We start from the raw sequence: 22021 nt of genomic DNA on the forward strand, positions 1-22021 counted from the left end.
ACGGCTTGGAGAACATACGATTGGGTGCAAAAGTTAAATTGTGAATAGCATCCTCGGATAATTTCTTTACTGGGTATCTTTGGGTAATCTCAAGATTTTAATCTGCAAACATCTCTAAAATTTAAAGCACTTTGATAAGTATCAGCGACAGAATGTTCATCACGAAAGAGGTCAATTCGGCTACCGTGGCCTATTTTAAAAAGTCGGTTCTTCGTAAACTTTTGATGGCTTTTTCCTTCGAACCGCTATCAAATGATAGCGTTATTACCGACTTGTTTCAAAGCGTCAATCACTATGGATTTGACTTGCCCTATGAAATCAGACTTGGCCTATTTGAAAAGTTATGGCGGTTCAAAAACAGCCTTGAAAAAGACTAACTTACCGCGCTGTACTTTTGGGGCCTGGACCGAAAATACATGTGCTATTTCGAGGATTATTTAGCCGACTGCGACAACTATTCGGGAAAAAATTTCGATACTGAATTCGGCAGGTCGCTGGCCTATAAAATCTATGAGCCTATTGCCAGTGGATTGGAGGAGGATGTTATGGAAGAACTCAAACTACTCTTATGTAATTTCGCCAGTGAATTGGATTTGTCGCTGGTGGATGAACATACTTATAGGGATATCTTTGAAGTAATGGAAATGTACTGCTCGGCGATAAATTGATTTTTATAGAATCTTCCGGCAATTACAAGCTCGGCCCTCTCCCACGGGATTTACCTTTCTTCTTTTTTAGTGTATCATCTGTACTTTGATTTAAAGATTCTTTCTTTTTGATGTTGATAGCTAGTTTGGCTTCATCAATATACTGTTGCATGCCCAAGTGTATTGGGTTATTGGGCACGAGCTTTTCGTGATCCCTAAGTATTTGGGTTTTTAGATTGAGTTCCTGAGCTACACGGTAGCCCATATTAAAGGAATTTTTAAAATCTTCGTCCACTCTAATTTCTTCTTCCATAACTAAAAGGTTTCTCTGGCGTGTTTCTCGATATATTCCATGACCGATTCCCTATCGTAAAGGATGATCTTCTTTTGAGGTTGGGAATACCTGATTTTTCCCTCGTCCCTTAATTTCTGTAATGTGGTCGTGGACTTTATTCTTAGTATGGACATCACTTCCGCCCCATCGATCCATTTATCCTCGGTGTCCTTCCTATCCGCTTCAAGGTGTTCGACCACCTTTTTGAACAGGGCATAAAAAGCTTCCTTATGTAAAACGACCACCTCCATAAAATGATTTATACACCAATAAGGTATGTTTTCTAGTTAGCCAAAGGCTTTGGATTTCGACAAATCACTCGTTAAATCGTTGTGGGGTATAATTTGGATAGACCCATCCTAAGCTTTTGTGTTCGGGGAGAGAAAAGGGCAAGCGGTTTTCCGCCGCTTGTTCTTTTGCGCGGCATCGAGGATTTCGGGCAAAACTGGAACGGAAAGACGCCACGGGCGGACCGGCGAAGCGTGTCCGCTTGGGGAGGATTGCAGTGGAAGGTTTGCCCGATTTCCGCAGAGGCTTGGGGAAAACCCAAGCATTACTTAATTACTTAATTACTTAATTACTTAATTAAATGAATGTTTCACTACTGATTAAAACAAGGCTTTGCGACATTTATAAATAACATATTGATACCTCGCCCTTATATAGTAATCAGTAAGAGATCAAAAAGATAGTTTACATTGGGAGTAACAAAATGTCATACTATAAATCAAGATTTCATAGCCCAAATCCCATAAAGGTTTGGCGAGGTTGTCTAAACATCTTCAATTCTCAAATTAAAGAATATCATGATTTGTAGTTACTTGTAAGACAACCCAAACCCAAAAGGGTATAGCGGATCTTTCGAATCATAGGGAACATCTTCTTTTTGGTTTTCCACGGCTTCCCAAGATGACGGAAGCTCAAAAGGCAATTTTCCAGAGGGATTCACTTTTCCGAAAAGTACGTCCATCAATACTTCATCGCTTGTACCGAATTCTCCAAACAGGGCACTTGAGGCTTTATCGATTTCTGTCAAGATCGCAGCGCGTTCCAGGTTGGCGACTACGATCGAAGGCTTTTGATTTATCAGCTCCAATAGTTCCTTTTTCTTTTCATCCGAATAATACAGCCTTCCTTGATTGAAGAAACTTTCCAGAAAATACTCATCCCGTGGTTCGTACGGTGTTCGTATCTTTTTTAAGATAACATCGGCGTCTTGAGGGTTGTCCACTAATGCTCCATTGGTGTATATGACTTCTGGGGTCAGCATTCCCTCGGCATAAATCTTCGTCCCTTTTTTAAGCGGAAGTAATCCATTGTTTTTCAATAACACCATTGATTTGCCCTGTGCAATTTTTCCTTTCTCACGGAAAGCCTTTTTTCCGGCAATCTGTGTAGCTTCTTTTTCGTCCACATAAGGATTATCGAAAAGTCCCAAACGAAACTTATCAAGCATAATCCGTTTTACGGAAATATTTAGGCGGTTTTCGGAAATGGCTCCGTCATTTACCAATTCTACAATAAGTTCCGGTATGCTTTCGCCTCCGAACTGATCGCAACCCGCATCGATTACCTTTTTTACCCGCTCTTTAGGAGTTAAATTTTCAACGCCCCATGCACGGCCCTCGCCCATTCGTGAATCGGTAATGATATTCCAATCCGTACAAACTACCCCTTTAAAGTTTAAAGAATCTCGAAGTAATGTGGTTATGATATCCCTGTTGAAACCAAAAGCCACATCCTCGTTGGTCTGCCCTATCGGAATTCCATAGTAAGGCATTATCTGGGCCGTATTTGCCTCGAAAGCCCCCTCTGTAAATGGAATTACGTGATAGTCAAAATTATTCCCTGGATATACTTGGTTCTTGCCATATGGAAAGTGGGCATCCTCGCCATCTTCTTGCGGGCCGCCCCCCGAAAAGTGCTTTGTCATACAGGCGACCCCATTTTGATCTAACGAATCGCCCTGAAATCCTAAAACGTACGCTTTGGTCATCATTGCAGAGAGATGCGCATCCTCGCCAAAAGTGCCGTTCGACCTACCCCATCTTGGTTCAGTTGCCAAGTCGGCCATTGGGTGCAGTGCCAAACGTATACCGACAGCCGTATATTCCCGTCTTGCGATATCGGCAAACTCACGAACCAATACCGTATCCCTTGTTGCTGCCAGGCCCAACGAACTAGGCCATTGCGAGAATGCCGGAGTGTACAAACTCGCTCCCGGATTATTTTCGGTGCCGTGACGGGGGTCAGAGGCAATGGTTATGGGAATGCCCAAACGCGTGCGTTCGGCCATTTTTTGTATGCTGTTATTGTATTTTGCCAGAAGATCGGCATCTATGGAAGTCAGAATATTAAAGCTGTTCATTTTCTTTTTGGCGATCATCTCCGAATTGGACGGCAGCATAAAGGCCATCATTAATGTCATGGGGTCGGATGTAAAAACAGGCTTTTCCATAGGTTCCCCTTCAGGGGTCGTACCGATCATATTGACGAACATAGATCCCGCTTTTTCTTCCAAGGTCATTTGGGATACGAGATCGTTAGCACGGTCTTCTAGGGATGCTTTTGGATTTTCATAGACATCTAATTTTCCATTTTTATTCAAATCCCTATACAAGATTCCGTTTTGGGTACTAGAAGTCGCCTCTTCGCCAAGCAAATCAAAATTACCACTTGATGCCAATGCCATTTTTATGTAAATCACTAAGAAAGCGACAATTAGTATTCCTAGGACCGCCAATAGCCCGTATTTGAGAAATTTTAAGACTTTTTTCATTTCTATGTATTTAAGTGACAACTAATAACCGACTCCGGAAAACTTAATCGTTAATCCAACCAAGGGTTTTTTCGGTTTGGGCGGATAAGATCGCCCCTGACATAATAAATGCCATAACCAATAGATTAACAATCGATTTTTTCATGTGTTCTTTTTTTAAGTTAGGATATTCTTATTTTTCTATTCGTCATTGAATTTTCCGGCCCATTGAATCGCATTTTCAAGCATTTGTAAATGTTCAGGTTCCTCAAACGCACTACCCGCATGGCCGAGGGCGGAATAGAACACCCGACCTTTTCCAACCGTATTATACCAAACTATAGGATGGTCTTCGCCCATACCAAAATCCTTATCCGAAGCCAAAAGTGGAATGTTTCCGCTCATGTTCATATTGCCTTCATCCAATGCGTAAAGAACTTTGAAACCCTTATCGCGCGGACTGTCATAGAAAACATACCATTCCTCTTCACGATCCCATTTGGTCGGTAGAGCTTTAGTCAGTGTTGCATTTCCTTCCTCTAAATGCATTGTCCCCATTTGAAATTGTGGATTCAACGAATGATGTGAAAACAGGGTACCGATTACATTTTTTTCATACCATTCCCATTGATGTGAATTATCGCCAGAGGCATGAATGCCCAGATAACCGCCTCCATTTTCCAAATAGGATTTGAAATTTTGACGTTGTTCCTTGTCCAAAACCTTTCCGCTACAATTGTTCCAGATGACCACATCGAATTTTTGCAATTGCTCTGGATTAAAAACAGCACCATTATCTGTAGAGAAAAGTTTCCATCCGTTGTTCTTGGCCATTTTCTCAAAAGCGGGAATGGAAGCATCAATCGCTTCGCCATGTCGAAACCCATTGGTTTTAGAGAATAGCAGGACCGTATGTCCGACCATATCCGCAGGTAGCTCTGGTGGGTCGCTTTCGTAAAAATTAAATCCATAGCGCGCTTTATAGATAAAAAGACCTATTGCTATTACGAACAGTAAAAACAATCCCAAAACAATCTTTAAGGCGATTTTTAGTTTGCGTTTCATACTACTATTCCTGATTATGTTGAATCAATTTTTTCAGTCCTGACTCAATCGAAAGTTTGGTGCCGCCATGACCCCTACCTGCATCGATAAAGAGCGAATCCATCTCCGAGTTATTTGTATTTACAGATTGTCCGTTCAATGCACTCAACGCCAATTCGGATAGTGCCGACAGGTTTTTTGAATGAGCTTCGACTTCTTTCAAACGGGAGTTTTCTTCGGGAAGTTTTTCCAACGAGAGCGGACTATCTTCAATATACTTTTCCGGAATTCCGAGGGCAGGTGCCAATTGCGAATGATTTTTCGACCAAACTTGCAGTTCATATAAAATACGTTCTTTGGCATCAGAATCATTGGTCTCAAGGTACAAATCGACATCTTTATTGAATCTATAGGCTACATAACTTTCCGGCCGTGCGGCATCGACGATTCGGTTCAAAGGAGTGGTCGTGTACAACTGGGGTTCGTAAATCAGCATGCGATTAAAAAATTCATCCTCCTGTAAAACATCCACCAAATTCTGGAGGGGTTTTTGGTAGGGTTCCTGAACAATATTTTGAACGATTTCCGGGCCACTGGTTTGATGCTGGATTCCCATTTGATCCAAGTCATCATCCAACTCCATCAACCTGCGGTACATATCATCTACATTGGATGTAAGCACCTGTGGACTCCATAATTTTTCGGCCACAACGGCCGCCCTCGGCCAAATTCTGGAATCTATGGTTCGGTTATCGACCATTTCGCTCCATTGGCAGGCTTCGCCTCCCAAGATATTTTTTTCTTCCTCGGCAGTCAACGGCTGAATTTTCTCAAATTTAGGCAAGGCTTCCCCCTCGGGCATATCGCTTCCTCCTGTTTGCCTTCCCTTTACATCAATTGTAAACATAGCAATGCTGGCCTCGCCAAGAAGGGAATCAGCCTTGGTCGTTAGTTCATAATTAATTGTTCCTACGGAAGCCTCGGCCTCGAATTTCATCGTTTCGTCATCAAGCTGCACATTGGAAAAGTCAGTGGCAGTCTCCATAAAGTTCATGACCCCCCTTAGATTTTCGCCTTCCCCGAAGAAATAAACATGACCATCTATTTCGGTACCCTGTACATATAATTTGCACTCATACCCTTTCCAATTCGTCGAATCGATATCGATGGTTACACCGCCCTCGATTTTCATCGGATCTACGGTGTAATGAAAGGCTGCGGGTCGCTTGTGATCCAAATAATATCCCGAAGACAATACCGCTTTATTACCAGATCTGGCGACATCCCAAAGCGATTTGTGTGATCGCCATGATTGTACGGCTATACCATCTTTAGGTAAATCTGGATGTATAATCTCGTCCCAGCCCATCATTTTTTTGCTGTGCTTTTTCAGTATTTTTTGAAGACGGATGTTGAAATAGGCCTGTAGTTCATGGGAATCTTCAATGTTGTTTTCCTTCATAAAGTTTTGGATTGAATCATTGGCATCCCATTGAGCGGTCTTCACTTCATCGCCTCCAATGTGCATATATTCGTCAGGAAACAGATCGGCCATTTCGCCAACAAACACATCCAAAAAATCATAGACCTCATCGCGAGTCGGATCCATTACCGGATCGAGGATACCGAATACGGAATCCAGAACATAAGGGCCCGGGGCACTCGCCAGTTCAGGATGGCCGACAAACCAAGCCGTCGTATGCCCCGGCACATCGAATTCAGGAATAACACGTATACCTCGATCGGAAGCGTATGCGACAATTTCCTTTATATCTTCTTGGGAATAAAAATTGCCTTGTGAACCCATTTCGTGAAGTTTCGGGAACTTTTTCGATTCCACCCGAAACCCTTGGTATTCCGAAAGGTGCCAATGCAAAACGTTCATTTTGACGGCAGCCATCGCATCTAGATTTCTAAGGATGGTTTCTTTGTTTACCCAATGTCGCCCAGCATCGATCATCAATCCACGCCAAGGGAATCTAGGGTTATCCTTTAGCTCCAATTCTGGAAAGACCCAGTCGCCATTTTCTTGTTTTGTCAATTGCAAGAGCGATTCCAATCCGTACAAAATACCAGTATCACTATTCGCAGACAGCTCTATTTTGGAATCGGAAATAATTAAGGAATAAGATTCGTCGTCATTTAAGGAAGGGTATGCTTTAGTGGTTTTTTTACAATCGATTACCAATTCAACACCTTCTTTGTTCTTAATAGGTATTTCGGTGATCTCCCCAAATCGAGAATAGAAGCGTTCAAGGCCTTTTTCGATTTTCGAATTGCTCATACCCTTTAGGGAATGGCCAAAATCAACATTAATTAGAAAATTTCCATTGCCATGTTCCATTTCAGAAGGCAATGGCATTAGATTGACCAGCGCTCTATCTTCATCGGAAATCGGTGGTGGTTCGGGTTTTAAAAATCCAAACCAAGCTACCGCTGCCCCAATGAGCAGCACAACAACTATTATTCCTAGAATTTTAAAGAATTTTTTCATTCCTAAATCTATTTCATTTACGCAAAAAAAGCACTAGAGCGGCTTGTTAAAAAACTCGAACCAATCGACAATACCGACCATGGTCGATTCGTCTTTCTCTTCACTTTTAAACACTACATAGAAGTCTTGTTTTCCTTCCACCGATTTGTTGAAATTTGTTTGAAACTCCTTCAGACCAAATTCAGTTAAACCAACTTCCACTGTTATCGTGCCGAGTAACTCTCCATCTATACCTCCCACACGGAATTCCACATCGCCACCCTTAATAATTCCGGCAGCTACGGCAAACCTTCCTTTTATGGCCTTGACACCAGTCAAATCCAGATCCTTGAACATGAAATACTTTCCTTTTTGACCAATGGCGATGCTCAAAGCCTCATCCAAATCAGGGACCGTACCGGCAGGTACGTTCATTTTTTGTGACGAACCTTCATCAAAATCCTCGGCCTCAATTTTTGGGTAATTTAGCAGAAATGTCTGTTGCGCATTTAAGCCTTCGATTTCGCCACCTCCTTGATCGGTATAACTAGCGGTCAAAATATAGGTTCCTTTCGTCTTGCTACCGATATGAGAATCGTTTGTGTAACTTCCCGAAGGTGGGTATTTCGATTTTTTGGGCGTAGCCGATTCAGAAAGGCTCAAAATATATTCGGCCATTTGTTTGGCCTCGGTCTCGCTTAAATCAGGGTGCGCAGCCATAGCGACTTGGCCCCAATTGCCACTACCCCCATTGATGATTTTTCCGGCCAGCATTTCAAATGCACCCGTATGGGAAGCATATTTATTGGCAATGTCGAGATATGCAGGCCCTATGGATTTCTCCTTTTCCTTATGGCAGGAAACGCAGTCCGAGCCACCGATCAAGCTTTTTCCTATAGAGGAATACGATGCATCGGCCATTTCGGAATGATCTTTCATCGCTAGCACCTTATCGCTCCCCTCGGCCAGATAATCAAAGGAAATGATCACACGCGAGGCATCAAGTGTACCGTTCGAGAGTTTACCATCTTCCGCATCGCTGACATCAACTTTGTATTTGACATCTATTGGGGAATCGGGCCAAAAAAAGCTACTGTTTCCACCGGTAATTTCCCATGATAGCTCGGGCAGCTCATTGCCCACCATGATTTCGGTTTCAGTTTCCGCTGTATTTCCTTCGGAGTCGGTTACTTCCAAGTTTACCTTGTATTTACCGGATTCCGTAAATGTGTATGACGGATTTATTTCTGTCGATTCGTTGCCGGTATCGCTGAACGTCCATTTATAGGAAAGCTCATCCCCATCATAATCGATGGAATTTCTTCCCGCAAAATTTACGATCAATGGATCTGCCCCGATAGTTTTGTCGGCAGCGATTTCGGCTTTCGGCGCGCGATTCCCTTTTATAAAGTCGATTCGGGAAAGCGTGGCATTCACATTTTGCGAAAACCATCCCGTGCCATACTCCAAAATATAGAGCGCACCATCAGGCCCATAGACCATGTCGATGGTATTGTTAAACTTCATGTTCGGAACGATCTGCGACATTTTTTCGAACGATCCATCCTCTTTAAAGGTCACGGCGAATATCCAACCCCGCATCCAATCATAGGCTAACAATTTTCCATCGAAATAATCTGGCCAGTTACGACCACTATCAGGATAATCTTCGCTATGGTAAATAGGGCCCGCCATGGCATTCCGTGACCCAGTACCCAAATTCGGAAATTCTTCTGAAACTGCATACGGATAATAAATCATTGCGGGTTGCGATGGTGGAAGTTCACGTAATCCCGTATTATTAGGGGATTCATTAATTGGTTTTAAGGAGTCGTAAGCGGCTCCCGTAGTATTGGCCACATAATCACGGGCGTGATACGCCTCATTGTCAGCAATAAGATAAGGCCAACCGAAATTTCCTGCTTTTTGCGCCTGATTGATTTCGTCATAGCCTCTTGGCCCAAGATTCAGGGAATCATTGTTTCCGTCTGGGCCGACCTCACCCCAGTACAGGAATCCTGTTCGCGAATCTACCGAAATACGATATGGGTTGCGATTGCCCATCACATAGATTTCTGGGCGGGTTTTCGTTTCTCCTTTGGCAAAAAGATTGCCTTCGGGAATACTATATGTTCCATCATCTTCCGGCTTTATTCTTAGGATTTTCCCTCGAAGATCGTTTGTATTCGCGGAAGATTTTTGAGCATCCCATGGCATTCTGCCTTCGCGATGGTCGATTGGCGCATAACCATCGGCTCGCGGACTGGTATTGTCTCCCGTGGAAAGGTAAAGCAGTCCGTCCGCGCCGAACTCGATCGAACCTGCCGAATGGCAACATTCTTCACGTTGTGTATCGACCTGAAGCAATACTTTTTCGGAAGCAAGATCTAAAGTATAATCCTTCAGTACAAAACGAGATAAATTTTGTTTGTCTTCATCAGGTATCGAGTAGTACATATAGACCCAGTTGTTATCCTTATAATTCGGATCTACGGCAAGGCCCAACAAGCCATCTTCCAAGCCTGAGAAAACATCCATGGTATGGATTACGGAATCTGTACCTTTTTCAAGGTCATAAATATGAACGTCGCCCCTTCTTTCGATGAAGATTATTTCATTTGGCGATAGAAAATCAAGCTCCATTGGTTCGTTCAGGTTTTGAGTAAAGACCGTTTTGGCAAAACGGTTTTCCTCAGGCATGAGTTCAGCATATGCCTTACTGTAATCAACAGGTTGGCCCAAACCAATAGCGTATTTGATACCACCTAAAAGATGGCTTAAAAATTTTGAATCTGAAAACTGCTCATCGGTATGGCCCATCCCCGTATAAAAAGAACGTCCACCGTCGTATTCCTTATACCAAGCAATCGGGTGGTTGGCTCCGTTGGTACCGCCTTCATAGGTCGATTCATCTACGGTAATCAACACATTGTTGGTCGGTTCTATTGACTTATAATTGTACCATTCATCCGCAACCATCCAAGATTCTGGTAACGAGTCCGTTGAAACATGATTGGGTTGCACAACAGTAACTTTACCTTCCTGTACATTGGGATTCATGGGATGGCTGTCAAAATAGGCTCCGGATAGCTTACCGTACCAAGGCCAACCGTACTCCGTATCGGTGGCGGAATGGATGCCCACATAACCACCACCAGCTTGGATAAAACGTTCCATTTGACTTTGCTGTACGGGATCCAAAACATCGCCGGTGGTGTTCAAAAAGACGACTGCCATGAAATCCTTTAATTTGGCTTCATTAAATAGGGTGGCATCTTCTGTGACTTCAACCGTAAAATCATTTTGTTGTCCGAGTTTTTTAATCGCTTCGATACCAGATTCTATGGATTCATGCCGATAGCCGTCGGTCTTCGAGAAAACCAGAACCTTTACCTCGGCGGGTTTGAACATGAAGTAGGCGGCGATTGCGATAATTGCCAATAATATTCCTAGAACGGCAAGAACCCTAAGGATTCTCCTTTTAGTCCTTCCCTTTTTAGAGTTAGTCATTTTTAATAGAATTAATTATTTGAGTGAAATTCACTCAAATATATAAAAAAAAGAACCCCATTTACATTTTTATCAATTATATTCGTTTTGCAATCAATCGTTTATGCATACAGAATGACCCAATTCACAACAGAAACCCTTGAATTTATTCGGGAGGAATTAAATTCATGCATTCCCCAATTATCCATCAACTGTGTTATTTTTAGATTTGATGGGGAAGCATTGCAGGTTGCCGTTGTGCAACAAGTACATGCAGATATGTGGACCATACCCGGCGGTTTTGTCCGTCAAACCGAGGATATTGACCTTGCCGCCAAAAGAATTCTTTTCGAACAGACCCAACTGGACAATCTTCTATTAAGTCAGTTTGGTACATTCGGAGCTGCGCAACGTGAGTTTGCCCAAGAAATCAGTAGATTTTCCACGCTGGGATTTCCCGAAGAGCTTATAAAATGGATTTCGCAGCGTTTTGTTACAATCGGGTATTATAGTATTGTAGGACAAGAGCAGATCGGATTGGAAACTGGTCCATTTTTCAAAGAAGTCAAATGGATAAATGTTCTTGAAAGCGATCATTTGGCAATGGATCATCCACAATTGGTATCGGAAGCACTATTGACCCTCCGCTCAGAACTCCAAAGCAGGCCTTTGATTACGAATTTCATGCCCGAAATCTTTACCATACCCGAATTACAAAAATTGTTTGAGGCCATTTTGGGAAGACCTGTGGATCGCGGTAACTTTCGTCAGCGGATTTTGAAGTCCAAGATTCTAATCAAGATTGGGCAGTCCAAAGAAAAAACTGGGAGTCGCCCGCCCATTCTATATAAATTGAATGAAAAGAAATATCTCGATTCTTTGACCCAAGATGTGAAGTTGGGATTTTAGCCAGTTAAACCGAAAGTATCCGGTGTTAGCTAGTGTCGATAATTTAGACAATAAAGCAATTCTAAACTGGGGTAGCTTACACATAACATAAGAAAATTCTATGAAATTCACCTTTACTACCCAACTTATTTTCAATATTACAGAACTAGTAAAATTTATAACCTACCCTCGTATTTTATCCAATAATTTGTTCAGGTTTTTCACCTCATGCAAGGAAAGGTTTTTTAATAATAAATCTACTTTTTTTTCACAGTCATCCATTTCAGCGAGCAAAGTCAATCCTTTTGTCGTTAATGAAATTTCTTTTTGTCTGCGGTCAATTGAGTTTTCTTTTCGGTCAATATATTCTCTGTGAAAGAGTTTGTCGACAATCCGGCTTACATCCGAATTCTTATCAAGCATTCTCTCTTTTAGATAACGGATAGATACATTTTCTTCTGCGCTAGCACCGCGGATAACCCTTAAAATATTGTATTGCGACTCTGTCAATTTGTACTTTTTTAAATATTGTAAAAATTGATAACTAACATGCTTCTCGGTGTAAACTAAATTAATCAGCCCTTTGTGGTACTCGTTCCTAAATCTACCTTTTATTTCATCTTCAATTTTCATTTTTCACAATTAATCAATTACAAAGTGTTAACTATTAGATTCTATAATAAAGCTTCTGTTGCTAAACCCTGGTAATACATCCGAAAAAGTATGTCGAATATTGTCATTGTCATCAGCTAATGCCATTGCGTAAAGAACTGGAACGTAATGGTCAGGAGTGGGCGCGGCCATTTCCCCTAATTTGTTTTTTTTGTAATCAATCAAGGCTTTCACATCCCTATCTTCAATTCTTTTTCTTATCCAATCGTCAAATTCTGCTTCCCAACCATATATTTCTGTGTCCCCTGTTTGCATTTTACTCATTGCTAAATTTAAATTATGAATCAAAGCCCCACTCCCGATAATTAGCACCCCCTGTTTTCTATATTTTTTTAATTGAATTGCTAAATCATAATGATATTGAGCAGATTTGTAATAATCAATACTAAGTTGAAATACGGGAACATCGGCATTTGGAAAGAGGTGCATCAACATTGGCCAATTTCCATGGTCAAATCCCCACTCGGTAGTTGTTTGTATTTCCTTTATACCTTCAGCTACCTGTTTAGCCAATAGAGGATGTCCAGATGCTGGATATTTAATAGTATAGTAGTTGTCAGGAAAACCATAATAATCGTATATCGTTTTTGGTGCAGGAGATATATTGACAAAACTTCCCTCGGTACACCAGTGTGCAGAAATTACCAAAATAGCGTTAATGGAGTAGTTCTTCCTAATTTCTTTTCCTAAATCCCCAAGGTAAGTATTGAAAGGATTGCCATAATGGGGTACGGGAATATCCATTGGGCTTCCGTGCGAAGTAAAAAGTACCGGTAAGTTTTTGCCGGTAGGCTTTATTTGTTCTAACGCTTTAGCCAATCCCGATAATTTAAATGTTTCTGACCCCAAAATTCCCATAATAGCTATTGACCTATAAATTATCTGGCGAATCGCCATGAGCCTGTCTCCCTCAGGCCAAGTTTTCTCTTAGCTCTTGAATTTTGGAAGCAGTTCCGGGTTACGAATAAAGGCAGTTATCCACACTAAAACGAGAATGACAGATTGCACAATAAATGGTTCTCCATGACTCATATGTGTGACAATGGCACCACCCATGTGTGCACTTAATAAGAATACACCGTAAACATTTGTTTTGGGAAACAAGAAAAGGAAGGCAGAAATTATTTCTCCCAGAGCAATAATGGTACGCCAATCACCTAGTCCCCAATTGGTAAAATTTTCCGCCATTTCAGGCATAGTGAACTTACCCATTGCACTAAATAAAAGCAAAGCCGTTAGTAACCCTGCAAATACCCATCCCGCGATTTTTCTTTTTTTACTTAATCCTTGTGTTTCCATATTAAAATTATTTTTAAAGTTTAGTATATGACCCATCACAAAAAGCACCTTTAGCAGTTTGATTACAACCACACAATTCTACTTTTTGGTCTTCTGTTATTTCTACGTCCGGAAGTACGGAATAGGTTCTTTTATGCATACCATCATAATAGGGTTGGATGCTGTTCTCTCTGCAAGTGCACCAGTATTTTTTACGAATTTCTTCATCAATAACCTAAAGCATCTTTTGTGCAATTTTTGTTTCTTTCAGATTATACCTTCATTTTGTGTTCCAAAAAATATTTGCAACGGGGTAAACATCAATTTATAATTGATTTAATAATTCTTTAATCTTTGATCTTTTTTTATAATCACGATTAAAATGTCTCCAAATTACCTTACCATCTGTATCAATAATAAATGTTGCGGGTACAGGGAGTGTTTGAGAATCATCAGATTGTGCATTTTTTAGATTTGCACGGAGCATTGTATTATACATAAACCTTAATCCCTTGCTTGGAATAAAAGCTACATCAAATTGCTTCATTATCTTATAGTTTTTATCATATATTATGGGAACGGTAATACTTGTTTTTAGTATGGTTTTTTTAATGTTTTCTTGTTTTTCCGGAGTAATAATTATAAGACTTGCTCCTTTATCTTCTATTTTCTTTAAATCCTCCTGTAACTTTCTTAAATGTGGCATACATATGGGACACCATTGTCCTCTATAAAAAACAACTACCAATTTGCCTTTTTTTAGTAAATCAGATAACAGAATTTCATTTCCATTATGGTCAGTTCCACTAAATTCAATGACTGCATTTCCTACAGGTAATCCGTTACATTCCTTTACCGATTTCACAACCATTCCTGTATTTCATTTCAAAGGCATACAAATATAAGTTAAAACAAAGTGTGTTGTAACATATAATATTGTTAAAAAACTCTCAAGAACTTGTTAATAGTATTAGCGGTAACTGCCTTTAGTGGGCAGTTCTGGTCTTTCAATGGAAATATGATGAAATTGAACAACTACGGTTTTGGAAAAAGACTAAGTCCGAAGAGAATCCTAAGTTAATTCTCTACAAAATTATCGAAGGGAGGTCTTACCATTTGCCGAGAGCCTATGTCCGAAAATCTTGGTCAACAGCAACCCATGAAATTATTGCCCCGAAAATCATTTGAGAATTTTTTGAACAAACCTTAAAGTGCTAAAAGTAAAAGCAATGGAAAACATCATGGTATTCTGCCACTCGCTATATTTAAAATGTGGGATTACCATGACGTAAATGAAGAATTATACTTAAACCTTCCACTTGCCCAATGCTCTTGTTTCTACATAAATCGATGTTAAACCCCTATCTTCAAATAAGATTTAGTATATATCCATCGTTAAATAATTATATCAAAATGCCAAACAACAATAAAGCAAAAAAACCTTTGGGCAATCGTAAAAACATACTACTATGATCGATAAAGCTAAAGACCATTGCACTCAACTACTTTTAAACGGTTCCTGTAGCAAACTTCCCTTTCATAATATAGAACATACCAAGGAAGTAGTGGACAATGCAAGGCTTATTTCCAACTATCTTGGATTCACGGACGATGAAACCGAGCCAATTCTCATAGCTGCGTGGTTCCACGACACCGGACTTTCCAAAACCTATATTGGTCATGAGGAAGTCAGCAAAGCATTGGCCTCCGGGTTTTTAAAGAAAATGCATTATGATCCCAATAGGTTGGATACTGTCCTTGAGTGTATCGATGCCACCAAAATGCCACAATGCCCCAAGAACAAGTATGCCGAGGTTTTGTGCGACGCCGACCTTTTTCATATTGGCACGCCCAATTTTTTCTTTAAAAAACTGCTACTACGAAGGGAATGGGCGGTCAATGGGATAATGAATGTAAACGAAATGGAATGGCACCATGTAAACCTGAAATTTTTACACGAGAACCATTTCAAAACGAGGTATGGAAAAGATATTTTGGAAAAAGGGAAACTGGTCAACGAGGCAAAAGTGAAGTATATTCTTAGCTTTTATAATTAAGGGAACTCATAAGAATTGTGTTTGTGTTTCAAAAACAATACCGCCTTGTAAAGTCGGGCTTCCCACTTAGACTTGTACTTTAAAGGTGTAAAATGCTAATTGATATCGGGTATGACCAAAAGAGGAACTTCTGCCTTGAACGCCATTTTTTTCACAACGGATTCGCGGGAAAGTTCTACAAAAAAACTATGCCTATGCCTTACCATTGCTATCAGCCCAATCTTATTGTTCTCTTTTGCCAAGCGGTGCAATGCCTTGGTGACCGAAACGGTTTCTTTGACCTCTAGAAATCTATGGGGCAATCCTTTCAATCGCTGTTCAAGGCGTTCCTTATTTTTTAATTGACCGGCATTTAGTTCTTTCCCGGTCCCAATATGCACAACTATAATGGTAGAATTCCAAATACGTGCTATATCCAGCATTGGGGTCAACTCATTTTCATCAGGATTGTCCGTAAATTCCGTTGCAAATATTATTTCATCGGTAGAAAATGGCAGGTTGTTCGGTACTACCATTACAGGGCAAGAATCAACAGTCTTAATCGTCCTAAAGGTATTGCTGCCCATAAACATTTCCCGCATTGCCGTAGACCCTTTGGTGCCTATGAACACATAATCTATTTTGTAGGTTGGTATAGTTTCTTCCAAAGCGTTGGCAAGAGTGCCAAATACAAACAGGTCTTTGAATTCATGTTTTGGATTATGACCCTCAGTGTCAAGTTTATCGGCTAACTCGTCAAGTTTTTGTTTGTAATTTTCCCTATTGTCAGGGGCGGACGGAACAATGAAATAAGCATGTAACAGATAGAAAACACATTCTTCCCTTTTAAAAATGTGAATGGCATAGTCGATTGCTTTTTGGGCATCCTTTGAAAAATCCGTTGGTATTAGTATATTTTTCATTGCGGCAAGCATTTATATTTGGTAGTTTTCGCTTCAACCAAATTTACCTTGAAATACTTTTGTACCAAATGACATTTGTCAGTCTATTTTTGGATAAACTTATTGGTGTAATCTTTCGTCACAATACCTTTTATAGTGTTGATTATGAGATGTTGTAGAATCTCTTGCTGTGTATATTTATCGAAAAGACTTGATCTACCAAAAGCGATAGCGTTCAAATTCAAAAAATACAGTTCACAAACCAACTTCAAGTTCACTTCTTTTTGAACAAAGCCCGATTTTTGTGCATCGACAAAGAGTTCGTAAACGGTTTTATTTACCAGATCATTCCGAAAGTCATTGAAGAGGTCATAGGCCTTGGGATAATATTTCTTTAGCCCAAATAGGAACGTGGGACTGAAATATTTTAAATGTTCGAAACCCTTTTTGTATATCAGTATGATCTTTTCGAGCGGATCTTTACAGAAAGCAATCTCAGGTTCTTGAATCTCCCTTGAATAGCTTTGCAACAGATAGGCCGTACTCTCTTGAACCAATTCCTCTTTTTTGTTAAAATAATGGTAGATGGTCTTCTTTGATATGCCGAGCTGATTTGCCAACTCATCGAGTGTGAACCGTTTGCTCCCAAATTGAGTGAAGTTTAAGGCGGAGCACGCGACAAGTTCGGATTTACTGATCATTGGGTCAGATTATTAAGGCAATATAAAGTTTACATATTTACCACGATAGCGAATATGATAAGAATTACCAAAATGATAAATAGTATTAGGTCGTTAAACCTTTTGTCTCGGTTCTTTCTAGTCAAATATAATTGGTCTTAAATTTCAATAGCTTTTTGGATAGACCAGATAATGCTGGGACCTTTAAAATCCCATCTTCAGGCACTTAACTTCCACCTTCTATGGCTCCATAGCCAAAGTCCCGGCGATTTCAAGATTGCGTTTTCCAAGGCCCCGGCATAGTCTTCTATAATCCCATTGGTTCTCATGGAAACGGGATTGTCCGTAATTAAACTAAAACGTAGTCCATAGTATCCTCTTCTTATTTTTTTGAAAGAAGGAAACAGAACAACTTCACCGGTTTTTTTGGCAAGCTTTTCTGCCCCTACAAAAAAAGCCGTTTCCCGATTCAAAAAATGGCACCAATGTTTAGCATTGATTCTAACGGGGCTTTGATCACCGATAATGCAGTTCATCATAATGACATTCTTTCGTTCAAGGTCTATAATGGTCCTATATCCCTTGGTAGATTCAATACAATGGACACCAAATCGTTCCCTGATAATTTTAAATAGGCCATTGATATAGTGGTTTTTAATCGGTTTGTAAAAGGTATTTGATCGGTATGGAAAAAATAGTGGTAGGAATATCAGCCATTCCCAATTTCCCTGATGGGCCGTATAAAGCAAAATATTCTTCTTCTCGCTTAAATAATGTTCGACCAAATCCGGATTCTCTAGGCGCAAACGTTTCATCGCCGACCTTTTACTGATGGTCAATGTCTTAATGGATTCGACAAGTATATCACAGAAATGCCGATAGAAGTCCTTTTCGATTTTTCTCCGAGTGATCTGTGGCTTTTGAGGAAAGGAATTTTTGATATTGTCCGATACTACATTTCTTCGATACTTCATTAGGTAATAGACCACCACAAACAAGATATCGGATAATACGTACAGAACAGGCATCGGCAGTGCCGAGATTGCATAAAAAGGCAAATACCTTATTTTGGGCAGCATCTTGTTTTTCATTTTCCAAAAATTATAACTTCACAGGCAACGAGTAATTAGTTTCCTCTCTCTAAAGGCCTATCATTTATTTTTTGATTCCTTTCACGAACATATTCAATGCACTTTCATATTGTTTCTGCAATAAAGAATACTCAGTTTCCGTAATATTTATGATGTCTTTTTTAATAATTACATTGTGGCGCAACCCTTGGAAGATCGCGATGAACAATTCGGAAAAATAGGCGATATCAAGATTGTCAAAATCTCGGGCGGCAATACCTTTTGCCAATACTTTACCTACAAGCAGTATTTCTTCTTTGCGAAAGTTCTCGAATAGCTCGGCGTAAACAGGCTTCAAACTGTTTATGGACTCCAGGCTCAATGAACTGAGGTGTGCAAAATCACGAAAGAAGACCAATCGCTTTTTAAGGTAAATATGGAATAACTCTTCCGCAGGAACATCTGAAGAAAGCAGACCTTCAAACTCGTTCAAAAGCGTTTGATGACCTTGACTTACTACTTCTTTGAAGAGTTCTTCTTTATTGGGGAAGTAATAGTAGAGGGATGCTTTCGATAGACCTATATCTCCGGCAATCTCCGTCATGGTTGTTTTTTTAAGGCCATAACGGCAAAATCTTTTCTCGGCGGAATCAACTATCGACGAAAAAACATCGGTACTTTTAGTATTGACCATTTGACTTTTTTAGTTAGAAAGTCGAAAATAGTATTTATATTCGCAAAAGAAAAATATTATTCCTTTAATTTTTAAAAATCAAACCAATGCAGGAAAAAGGGCAAGATGACCATTCGTTTCTAAAGCATGCCATTGAAAACATGATGCCGGCCAATAAAATATTCGGGCTGGAAATCATGGAGATCAAACCTCGGTACGTGAGCATCAAAGTCCCTTTTAAGAAAGAATTTATAGGCGACTATCTGCAAAAACGATGGCATGGAGGTATTTTGGCCGCTATCGCCGATACGGCAGGAGGAGCTGCCGGGGCGACGACCCTCGATTCCTTACAGGATAGGATAAATACTTTGGATATGCGCATCGATTATCTCCATCCTACCGTTGAAGAGGATATTTTGGCCAAGGCAAAGATCGTTAAAAGTGGTAAGGCGACCGCCGTAGTGGACGTGGAACTTTTCCAAAGTGAACAAAAGGATCCAGTGGCTTTGGCAAGATGTATCTATAGCATACATAGAAACAGCTCCTAGGGCTTTAGGGGATAAAGAATTTTGTAAAAAAAAGAGAAATCTTAAAAAACACTATAGGACATCCAAATATTTCTTCCCATTAAATACGTATCCGTTTATGATCAAAAATTTTTTAAGCATTTCCCTTTTATACCTTGTTTGCGTAGCCAATGCCCAAGAAATAAAACAGCTTAGCCTAAAGGAGGCCGTTACCTATGCACTTGAGAACAAGGCCGATGCACAAAAATCGAAGTTGGCCATTGAAAATAGTGAGTACCAAATCCAGGAAGTTCGTTCGCGGGCATTGCCGCAGATCACAGGGAACGGTAGTTTGGTCTATAATCCTATTCTACAGACCAATGTGATAGATGGAAGTTCATTTGGGCAACCGGGCACCATTATACAGGCAACTTTGGGCCAAAAATGGAATTCGATCTTCGGTGTTTCGTTGAACCAGACCATATTTGACCAATCGGTTTTCACAGGTTTAAAGGCCGCAAAAACTACCCGTGAGTTTTATCAGATCAATAATCGATTGACGCAAGAGCAGGTAATAGAAAAGGTAGCCAATAGTTACTATCAAGTATATCTACAACGTTTAAACCTTCAGGTACTCGATAGTACATTGGCAAACACGATCAAGGCAAAAAATATCATTGAAGGCCAGTTTCAAAACGGGCTGGCTAAGAAAATCGATCTGGACAGGATCATTGTAAAAATTTCAAATCTCGAGACCCAACAGCTCCAGATAATCAATGCGCTGCAGCTTCAAGAAAATACCCTGAAATTTTTTATGGGTATGCCCATAACCGCACAAATCGAAATTCCGGAAATCGAGTTCGAATTCAGACCAAGTGAGGTAGTTTCATTCCCGGATACCGAGAATCGAACGGAGTATCTGCTTCTTAAAAAGCAGGAACAATTGCTGACCTACCAAAAAATGGCTGTCAAGGCGGAATTTTATCCAACCCTTTCCCTGACAGGTGGGTACAATTATCTTGGCCAAGGCCCGGATCTTCCCTGGTTCAAAAAGCCGGAGGACAATGTATATTGGTCTGATTTTTCATCGATAGGATTGAATTTGAAAATTCCCATTTTCGCGGGTTTTGGGACGCGTTCCAAAGTAAGGCAGGCCGATATCGATCTGCAGATCTTACAAGAGGATATCAAGGATACCGAATTGGCATTGGACCTTGATTACGAAAATGCCCGAACCCAAATAAACAATAGTATTGCAACCATCGACAATCAAACCGAAAATGTCAGGTTGGCACAGGCAGTTTTGGACAATACAAGAAACAATTACGTCCAAGGTTTGGCTCCACTAACGGATCTACTGGATGCAGAAAACGCTTTGACCAAGGCCAGGAACAACTTTAACACCGCAATTTTACAATACAAACTGGCAGAAATCCTGTTGTTGAAGGCCAAAGGGGAATTAATGACATTAACAAATTAATAAGTACAATGAAAAAGAACATAATATACATACTTGTAATTGTAGTGGCATTGGCCCTAATCGCCTTTACCTTAATGAACAATAAACAGGAAAATCAAGCAAAGACGGATATCGTTGCACAAAAAAATGCTAGCGTCGCCGTAAAAGTGGATACGGTAAAAACGGAAAACAGTTCCCTCAATTTTACCGCCAATGGCAACTTTGAGCCTTTTAAAGAACTGGATTTTTCTGCGGAAAAGCCAGGTAGGGTCGTTAGGGTTTTGGTAGAAGAAGGCGATTATGTCAGGGTGGGCCAGACTTTGGCAATTGTGAGAAGTGAGCAGGTATCGGCAGAACTGCACGCGGCCGAAGCGGCCTATCAGAATGCGACCACAAATTTCAAACGTTTTGAAAATGCCCTAAAAACCGGTGGAGTGACCGAACAACAAATGGACCAGGCCAAGTTGACCTTGGTTACCGCACAATCGAGACTGGAACAGGCCAAGGTAAATGCAGGGGATGTCAACATAAAAGCTACGATAAAAGGAGTTGTGAACAAACGTTATATCGAACCGGGTTCTGTTCTAGGAGCGGCAACGCCAATGTTCGAAATTGTCGATGTCTCGAAACTGAAACTAAGGGTTACGGTCAACGAGTCCCAAGTGGCCAGTTTAAAAGTGGGCGACCTGGTAAATGTGAAAGCCGGTGTTTTACCTGACAGGACATTCTCTGGAAAAATTACGTTTATAGCACCGAAATCGGATAGCAGTTTAAATTTTCCCGTGGAAATCGAAATATCGAACAATCCGGACAATGCCTTGAAGGCGGGCATGTACGGAACGGCAACGTTTACTTCGTCGGACCGGGAAAGCCAAATGATACTGGTAGCCCCTAGAAATGCGTTCTTGGGAAGTGTAAGCAGTAACCAGGTTTTTGTGGCCGAGGATGGCGTCGCAAAACTGACTGGCGTAACGGCCGGAAGAATATTCGGTGATAAGGTCGAAATATTAGATGGCCTGGACAGCAATGAACTTGTAGTAGTTACCGGGCAGATCAATCTACAGGACGGTTCCAAGATAGACATCATCGACTAGAGCCGGACAATAACCTCA

General features: G+C 40.6%; 22 protein-coding genes. 8 read left to right on the forward strand and 14 right to left on the reverse strand.

Features of this window, described 5'->3' with window-relative positions; genetic code table 11:
- The first annotated feature begins 131 nt into the window (after positions 1-131).
- The gene (locus tag CJ263_RS06725) at positions 132-377 is read left to right on the forward strand and encodes a hypothetical protein (protein WP_158657097.1); all 246 of its coding nucleotides are present in this window, start codon (positions 132-134) and stop codon (positions 375-377) included.
- Between the two features lie 39 nt (positions 378-416).
- On the forward strand, positions 417-668 hold the full coding sequence (locus CJ263_RS06730) for a hypothetical protein (RefSeq protein WP_094996563.1): 252 nt from the start codon (positions 417-419) through the stop codon (positions 666-668).
- 22 nt (positions 669-690) lie between these two features.
- On the opposite strand, the gene CJ263_RS06735 is transcribed toward CJ263_RS06730, so the two are convergent.
- Together CJ263_RS06735 and CJ263_RS06740 are read right to left on the reverse strand one after the other, a co-directional pair.
- Positions 691-960 (reverse strand): hypothetical protein, encoded by a 270-nt coding sequence (locus CJ263_RS06735; protein ID WP_094996564.1) that lies wholly within the window; start codon positions 958-960, stop codon positions 691-693.
- Positions 961-962: 2 nt separating this feature from the next.
- Positions 963-1232 (reverse strand): helix-turn-helix domain-containing protein, encoded by a 270-nt coding sequence (locus tag CJ263_RS06740; RefSeq protein WP_067030315.1) that lies wholly within the window; start codon positions 1230-1232, stop codon positions 963-965.
- An 81-nt stretch (positions 1233-1313) separates the two neighbouring features.
- Between CJ263_RS06740 and CJ263_RS20900 the strand changes: the two genes are divergently transcribed.
- Positions 1314-1550 (forward strand): hypothetical protein, encoded by a 237-nt coding sequence (locus CJ263_RS20900; protein ID WP_158657098.1) that lies wholly within the window; start codon positions 1314-1316, stop codon positions 1548-1550.
- Between the two features lie 248 nt (positions 1551-1798).
- On the opposite strand, the gene CJ263_RS06745 is transcribed toward CJ263_RS20900, so the two are convergent.
- From CJ263_RS06745 to CJ263_RS06760, 4 genes are all read right to left on the reverse strand, one after another.
- Entirely contained in the window at positions 1799-3760 is a 1962-nt protein-coding gene (locus tag CJ263_RS06745) for a glycoside hydrolase family 3 protein (RefSeq protein ID WP_094996565.1), read from the reverse strand.
- 180 nt (positions 3761-3940) lie between these two features.
- Positions 3941-4804 (reverse strand): ThuA domain-containing protein, encoded by an 864-nt coding sequence (locus CJ263_RS06750; protein ID WP_094996566.1) that lies wholly within the window; start codon positions 4802-4804, stop codon positions 3941-3943.
- Positions 4805-4808: 4 nt separating this feature from the next.
- The gene (locus CJ263_RS06755; protein ID WP_094996567.1) at positions 4809-7277 is read right to left on the reverse strand and encodes a beta-N-acetylhexosaminidase; all 2469 of its coding nucleotides are present in this window, start codon (positions 7275-7277) and stop codon (positions 4809-4811) included.
- A 33-nt stretch (positions 7278-7310) separates the two neighbouring features.
- A complete protein-coding gene (locus CJ263_RS06760; protein WP_094996568.1) occupies positions 7311-10766 on the reverse strand; it encodes a ThuA domain-containing protein in 3456 nt (1151 codons plus the stop codon).
- A 114-nt stretch (positions 10767-10880) separates the two neighbouring features.
- On the opposite strand from CJ263_RS06760, the gene CJ263_RS06765 reads away from it, so the two are divergent.
- A complete protein-coding gene (locus CJ263_RS06765; RefSeq protein ID WP_094996569.1) occupies positions 10881-11654 on the forward strand; it encodes an NUDIX hydrolase in 774 nt (257 codons plus the stop codon).
- Between the two features lie 162 nt (positions 11655-11816).
- Here CJ263_RS06765 and CJ263_RS06770 read toward each other — a convergent pair whose 3' ends face one another.
- The 4 genes from CJ263_RS06770 to CJ263_RS06790 all read right to left on the reverse strand — a co-directional run bounded on the left by CJ263_RS06770 (position 11817) and on the right by CJ263_RS06790 (position 14448).
- Positions 11817-12266, reverse strand: coding sequence for a MarR family winged helix-turn-helix transcriptional regulator (locus tag CJ263_RS06770; protein ID WP_094996570.1), 450 nt, complete (start codon positions 12264-12266; stop codon positions 11817-11819).
- 27 nt (positions 12267-12293) lie between these two features.
- A complete protein-coding gene (locus CJ263_RS06775; protein ID WP_199768162.1) occupies positions 12294-13124 on the reverse strand; it encodes a dioxygenase family protein in 831 nt (276 codons plus the stop codon).
- Positions 13125-13232: 108 nt separating this feature from the next.
- On the reverse strand, positions 13233-13604 hold the full coding sequence (locus CJ263_RS06780) for a DoxX family protein (RefSeq protein ID WP_094999143.1): 372 nt from the start codon (positions 13602-13604) through the stop codon (positions 13233-13235).
- Positions 13605-13908: 304 nt separating this feature from the next.
- Complete coding sequence (locus CJ263_RS06790) at positions 13909-14448, reverse strand: peroxiredoxin-like family protein (RefSeq protein WP_094999144.1); 540 nt, start codon at positions 14446-14448, stop codon at positions 13909-13911.
- A gap of 604 nt (positions 14449-15052) precedes the next feature.
- Between CJ263_RS06790 and CJ263_RS06795 the strand changes: the two genes are divergently transcribed.
- Positions 15053-15640 carry an HD domain-containing protein gene (locus CJ263_RS06795; RefSeq protein ID WP_094996573.1) on the forward strand — a complete coding sequence of 196 codons (588 nt, stop codon included), beginning with the start codon at positions 15053-15055 and terminating at the stop codon, positions 15638-15640.
- A 95-nt stretch (positions 15641-15735) separates the two neighbouring features.
- Here CJ263_RS06795 and CJ263_RS06800 read toward each other — a convergent pair whose 3' ends face one another.
- The 4 genes from CJ263_RS06800 to CJ263_RS06815 all read right to left on the reverse strand — a co-directional run bounded on the left by CJ263_RS06800 (position 15736) and on the right by CJ263_RS06815 (position 18965).
- On the reverse strand, positions 15736-16542 hold the full coding sequence (locus tag CJ263_RS06800) for a universal stress protein (protein WP_158657099.1): 807 nt from the start codon (positions 16540-16542) through the stop codon (positions 15736-15738).
- A gap of 83 nt (positions 16543-16625) precedes the next feature.
- On the reverse strand, positions 16626-17222 hold the full coding sequence (locus CJ263_RS06805; RefSeq protein ID WP_094996575.1) for a TetR/AcrR family transcriptional regulator: 597 nt from the start codon (positions 17220-17222) through the stop codon (positions 16626-16628).
- A 197-nt stretch (positions 17223-17419) separates the two neighbouring features.
- Positions 17420-18292 (reverse strand): lysophospholipid acyltransferase family protein, encoded by an 873-nt coding sequence (locus CJ263_RS06810; RefSeq protein WP_094996576.1) that lies wholly within the window; start codon positions 18290-18292, stop codon positions 17420-17422.
- A gap of 64 nt (positions 18293-18356) precedes the next feature.
- The gene (locus CJ263_RS06815) at positions 18357-18965 is read right to left on the reverse strand and encodes a TetR/AcrR family transcriptional regulator (RefSeq protein ID WP_094996577.1); all 609 of its coding nucleotides are present in this window, start codon (positions 18963-18965) and stop codon (positions 18357-18359) included.
- An 86-nt stretch (positions 18966-19051) separates the two neighbouring features.
- Between CJ263_RS06815 and CJ263_RS06820 the strand changes: the two genes are divergently transcribed.
- The 3 genes from CJ263_RS06820 to CJ263_RS06830 all read left to right on the forward strand — a co-directional run bounded on the left by CJ263_RS06820 (position 19052) and on the right by CJ263_RS06830 (position 22003).
- Positions 19052-19492, forward strand: a complete 441-nt coding sequence (locus tag CJ263_RS06820; RefSeq protein WP_094996578.1) for a hotdog fold thioesterase — start codon at positions 19052-19054, stop codon at positions 19490-19492.
- A gap of 100 nt (positions 19493-19592) precedes the next feature.
- Positions 19593-20930 carry a TolC family protein gene (locus tag CJ263_RS06825; RefSeq protein ID WP_373288338.1) on the forward strand — a complete coding sequence of 446 codons (1338 nt, stop codon included), beginning with the start codon at positions 19593-19595 and terminating at the stop codon, positions 20928-20930.
- Positions 20931-20938: 8 nt separating this feature from the next.
- Positions 20939-22003 carry an efflux RND transporter periplasmic adaptor subunit gene (locus CJ263_RS06830; RefSeq protein WP_094996580.1) on the forward strand — a complete coding sequence of 355 codons (1065 nt, stop codon included), beginning with the start codon at positions 20939-20941 and terminating at the stop codon, positions 22001-22003.
- Positions 22004-22021 lie beyond the last annotated feature (18 nt).

Source organism: Maribacter cobaltidurans (genome assembly GCF_002269385.1).
In the GTDB taxonomy this organism is placed as follows: Bacteria; Bacteroidota; Bacteroidia; order Flavobacteriales; family Flavobacteriaceae; genus Maribacter; species Maribacter cobaltidurans.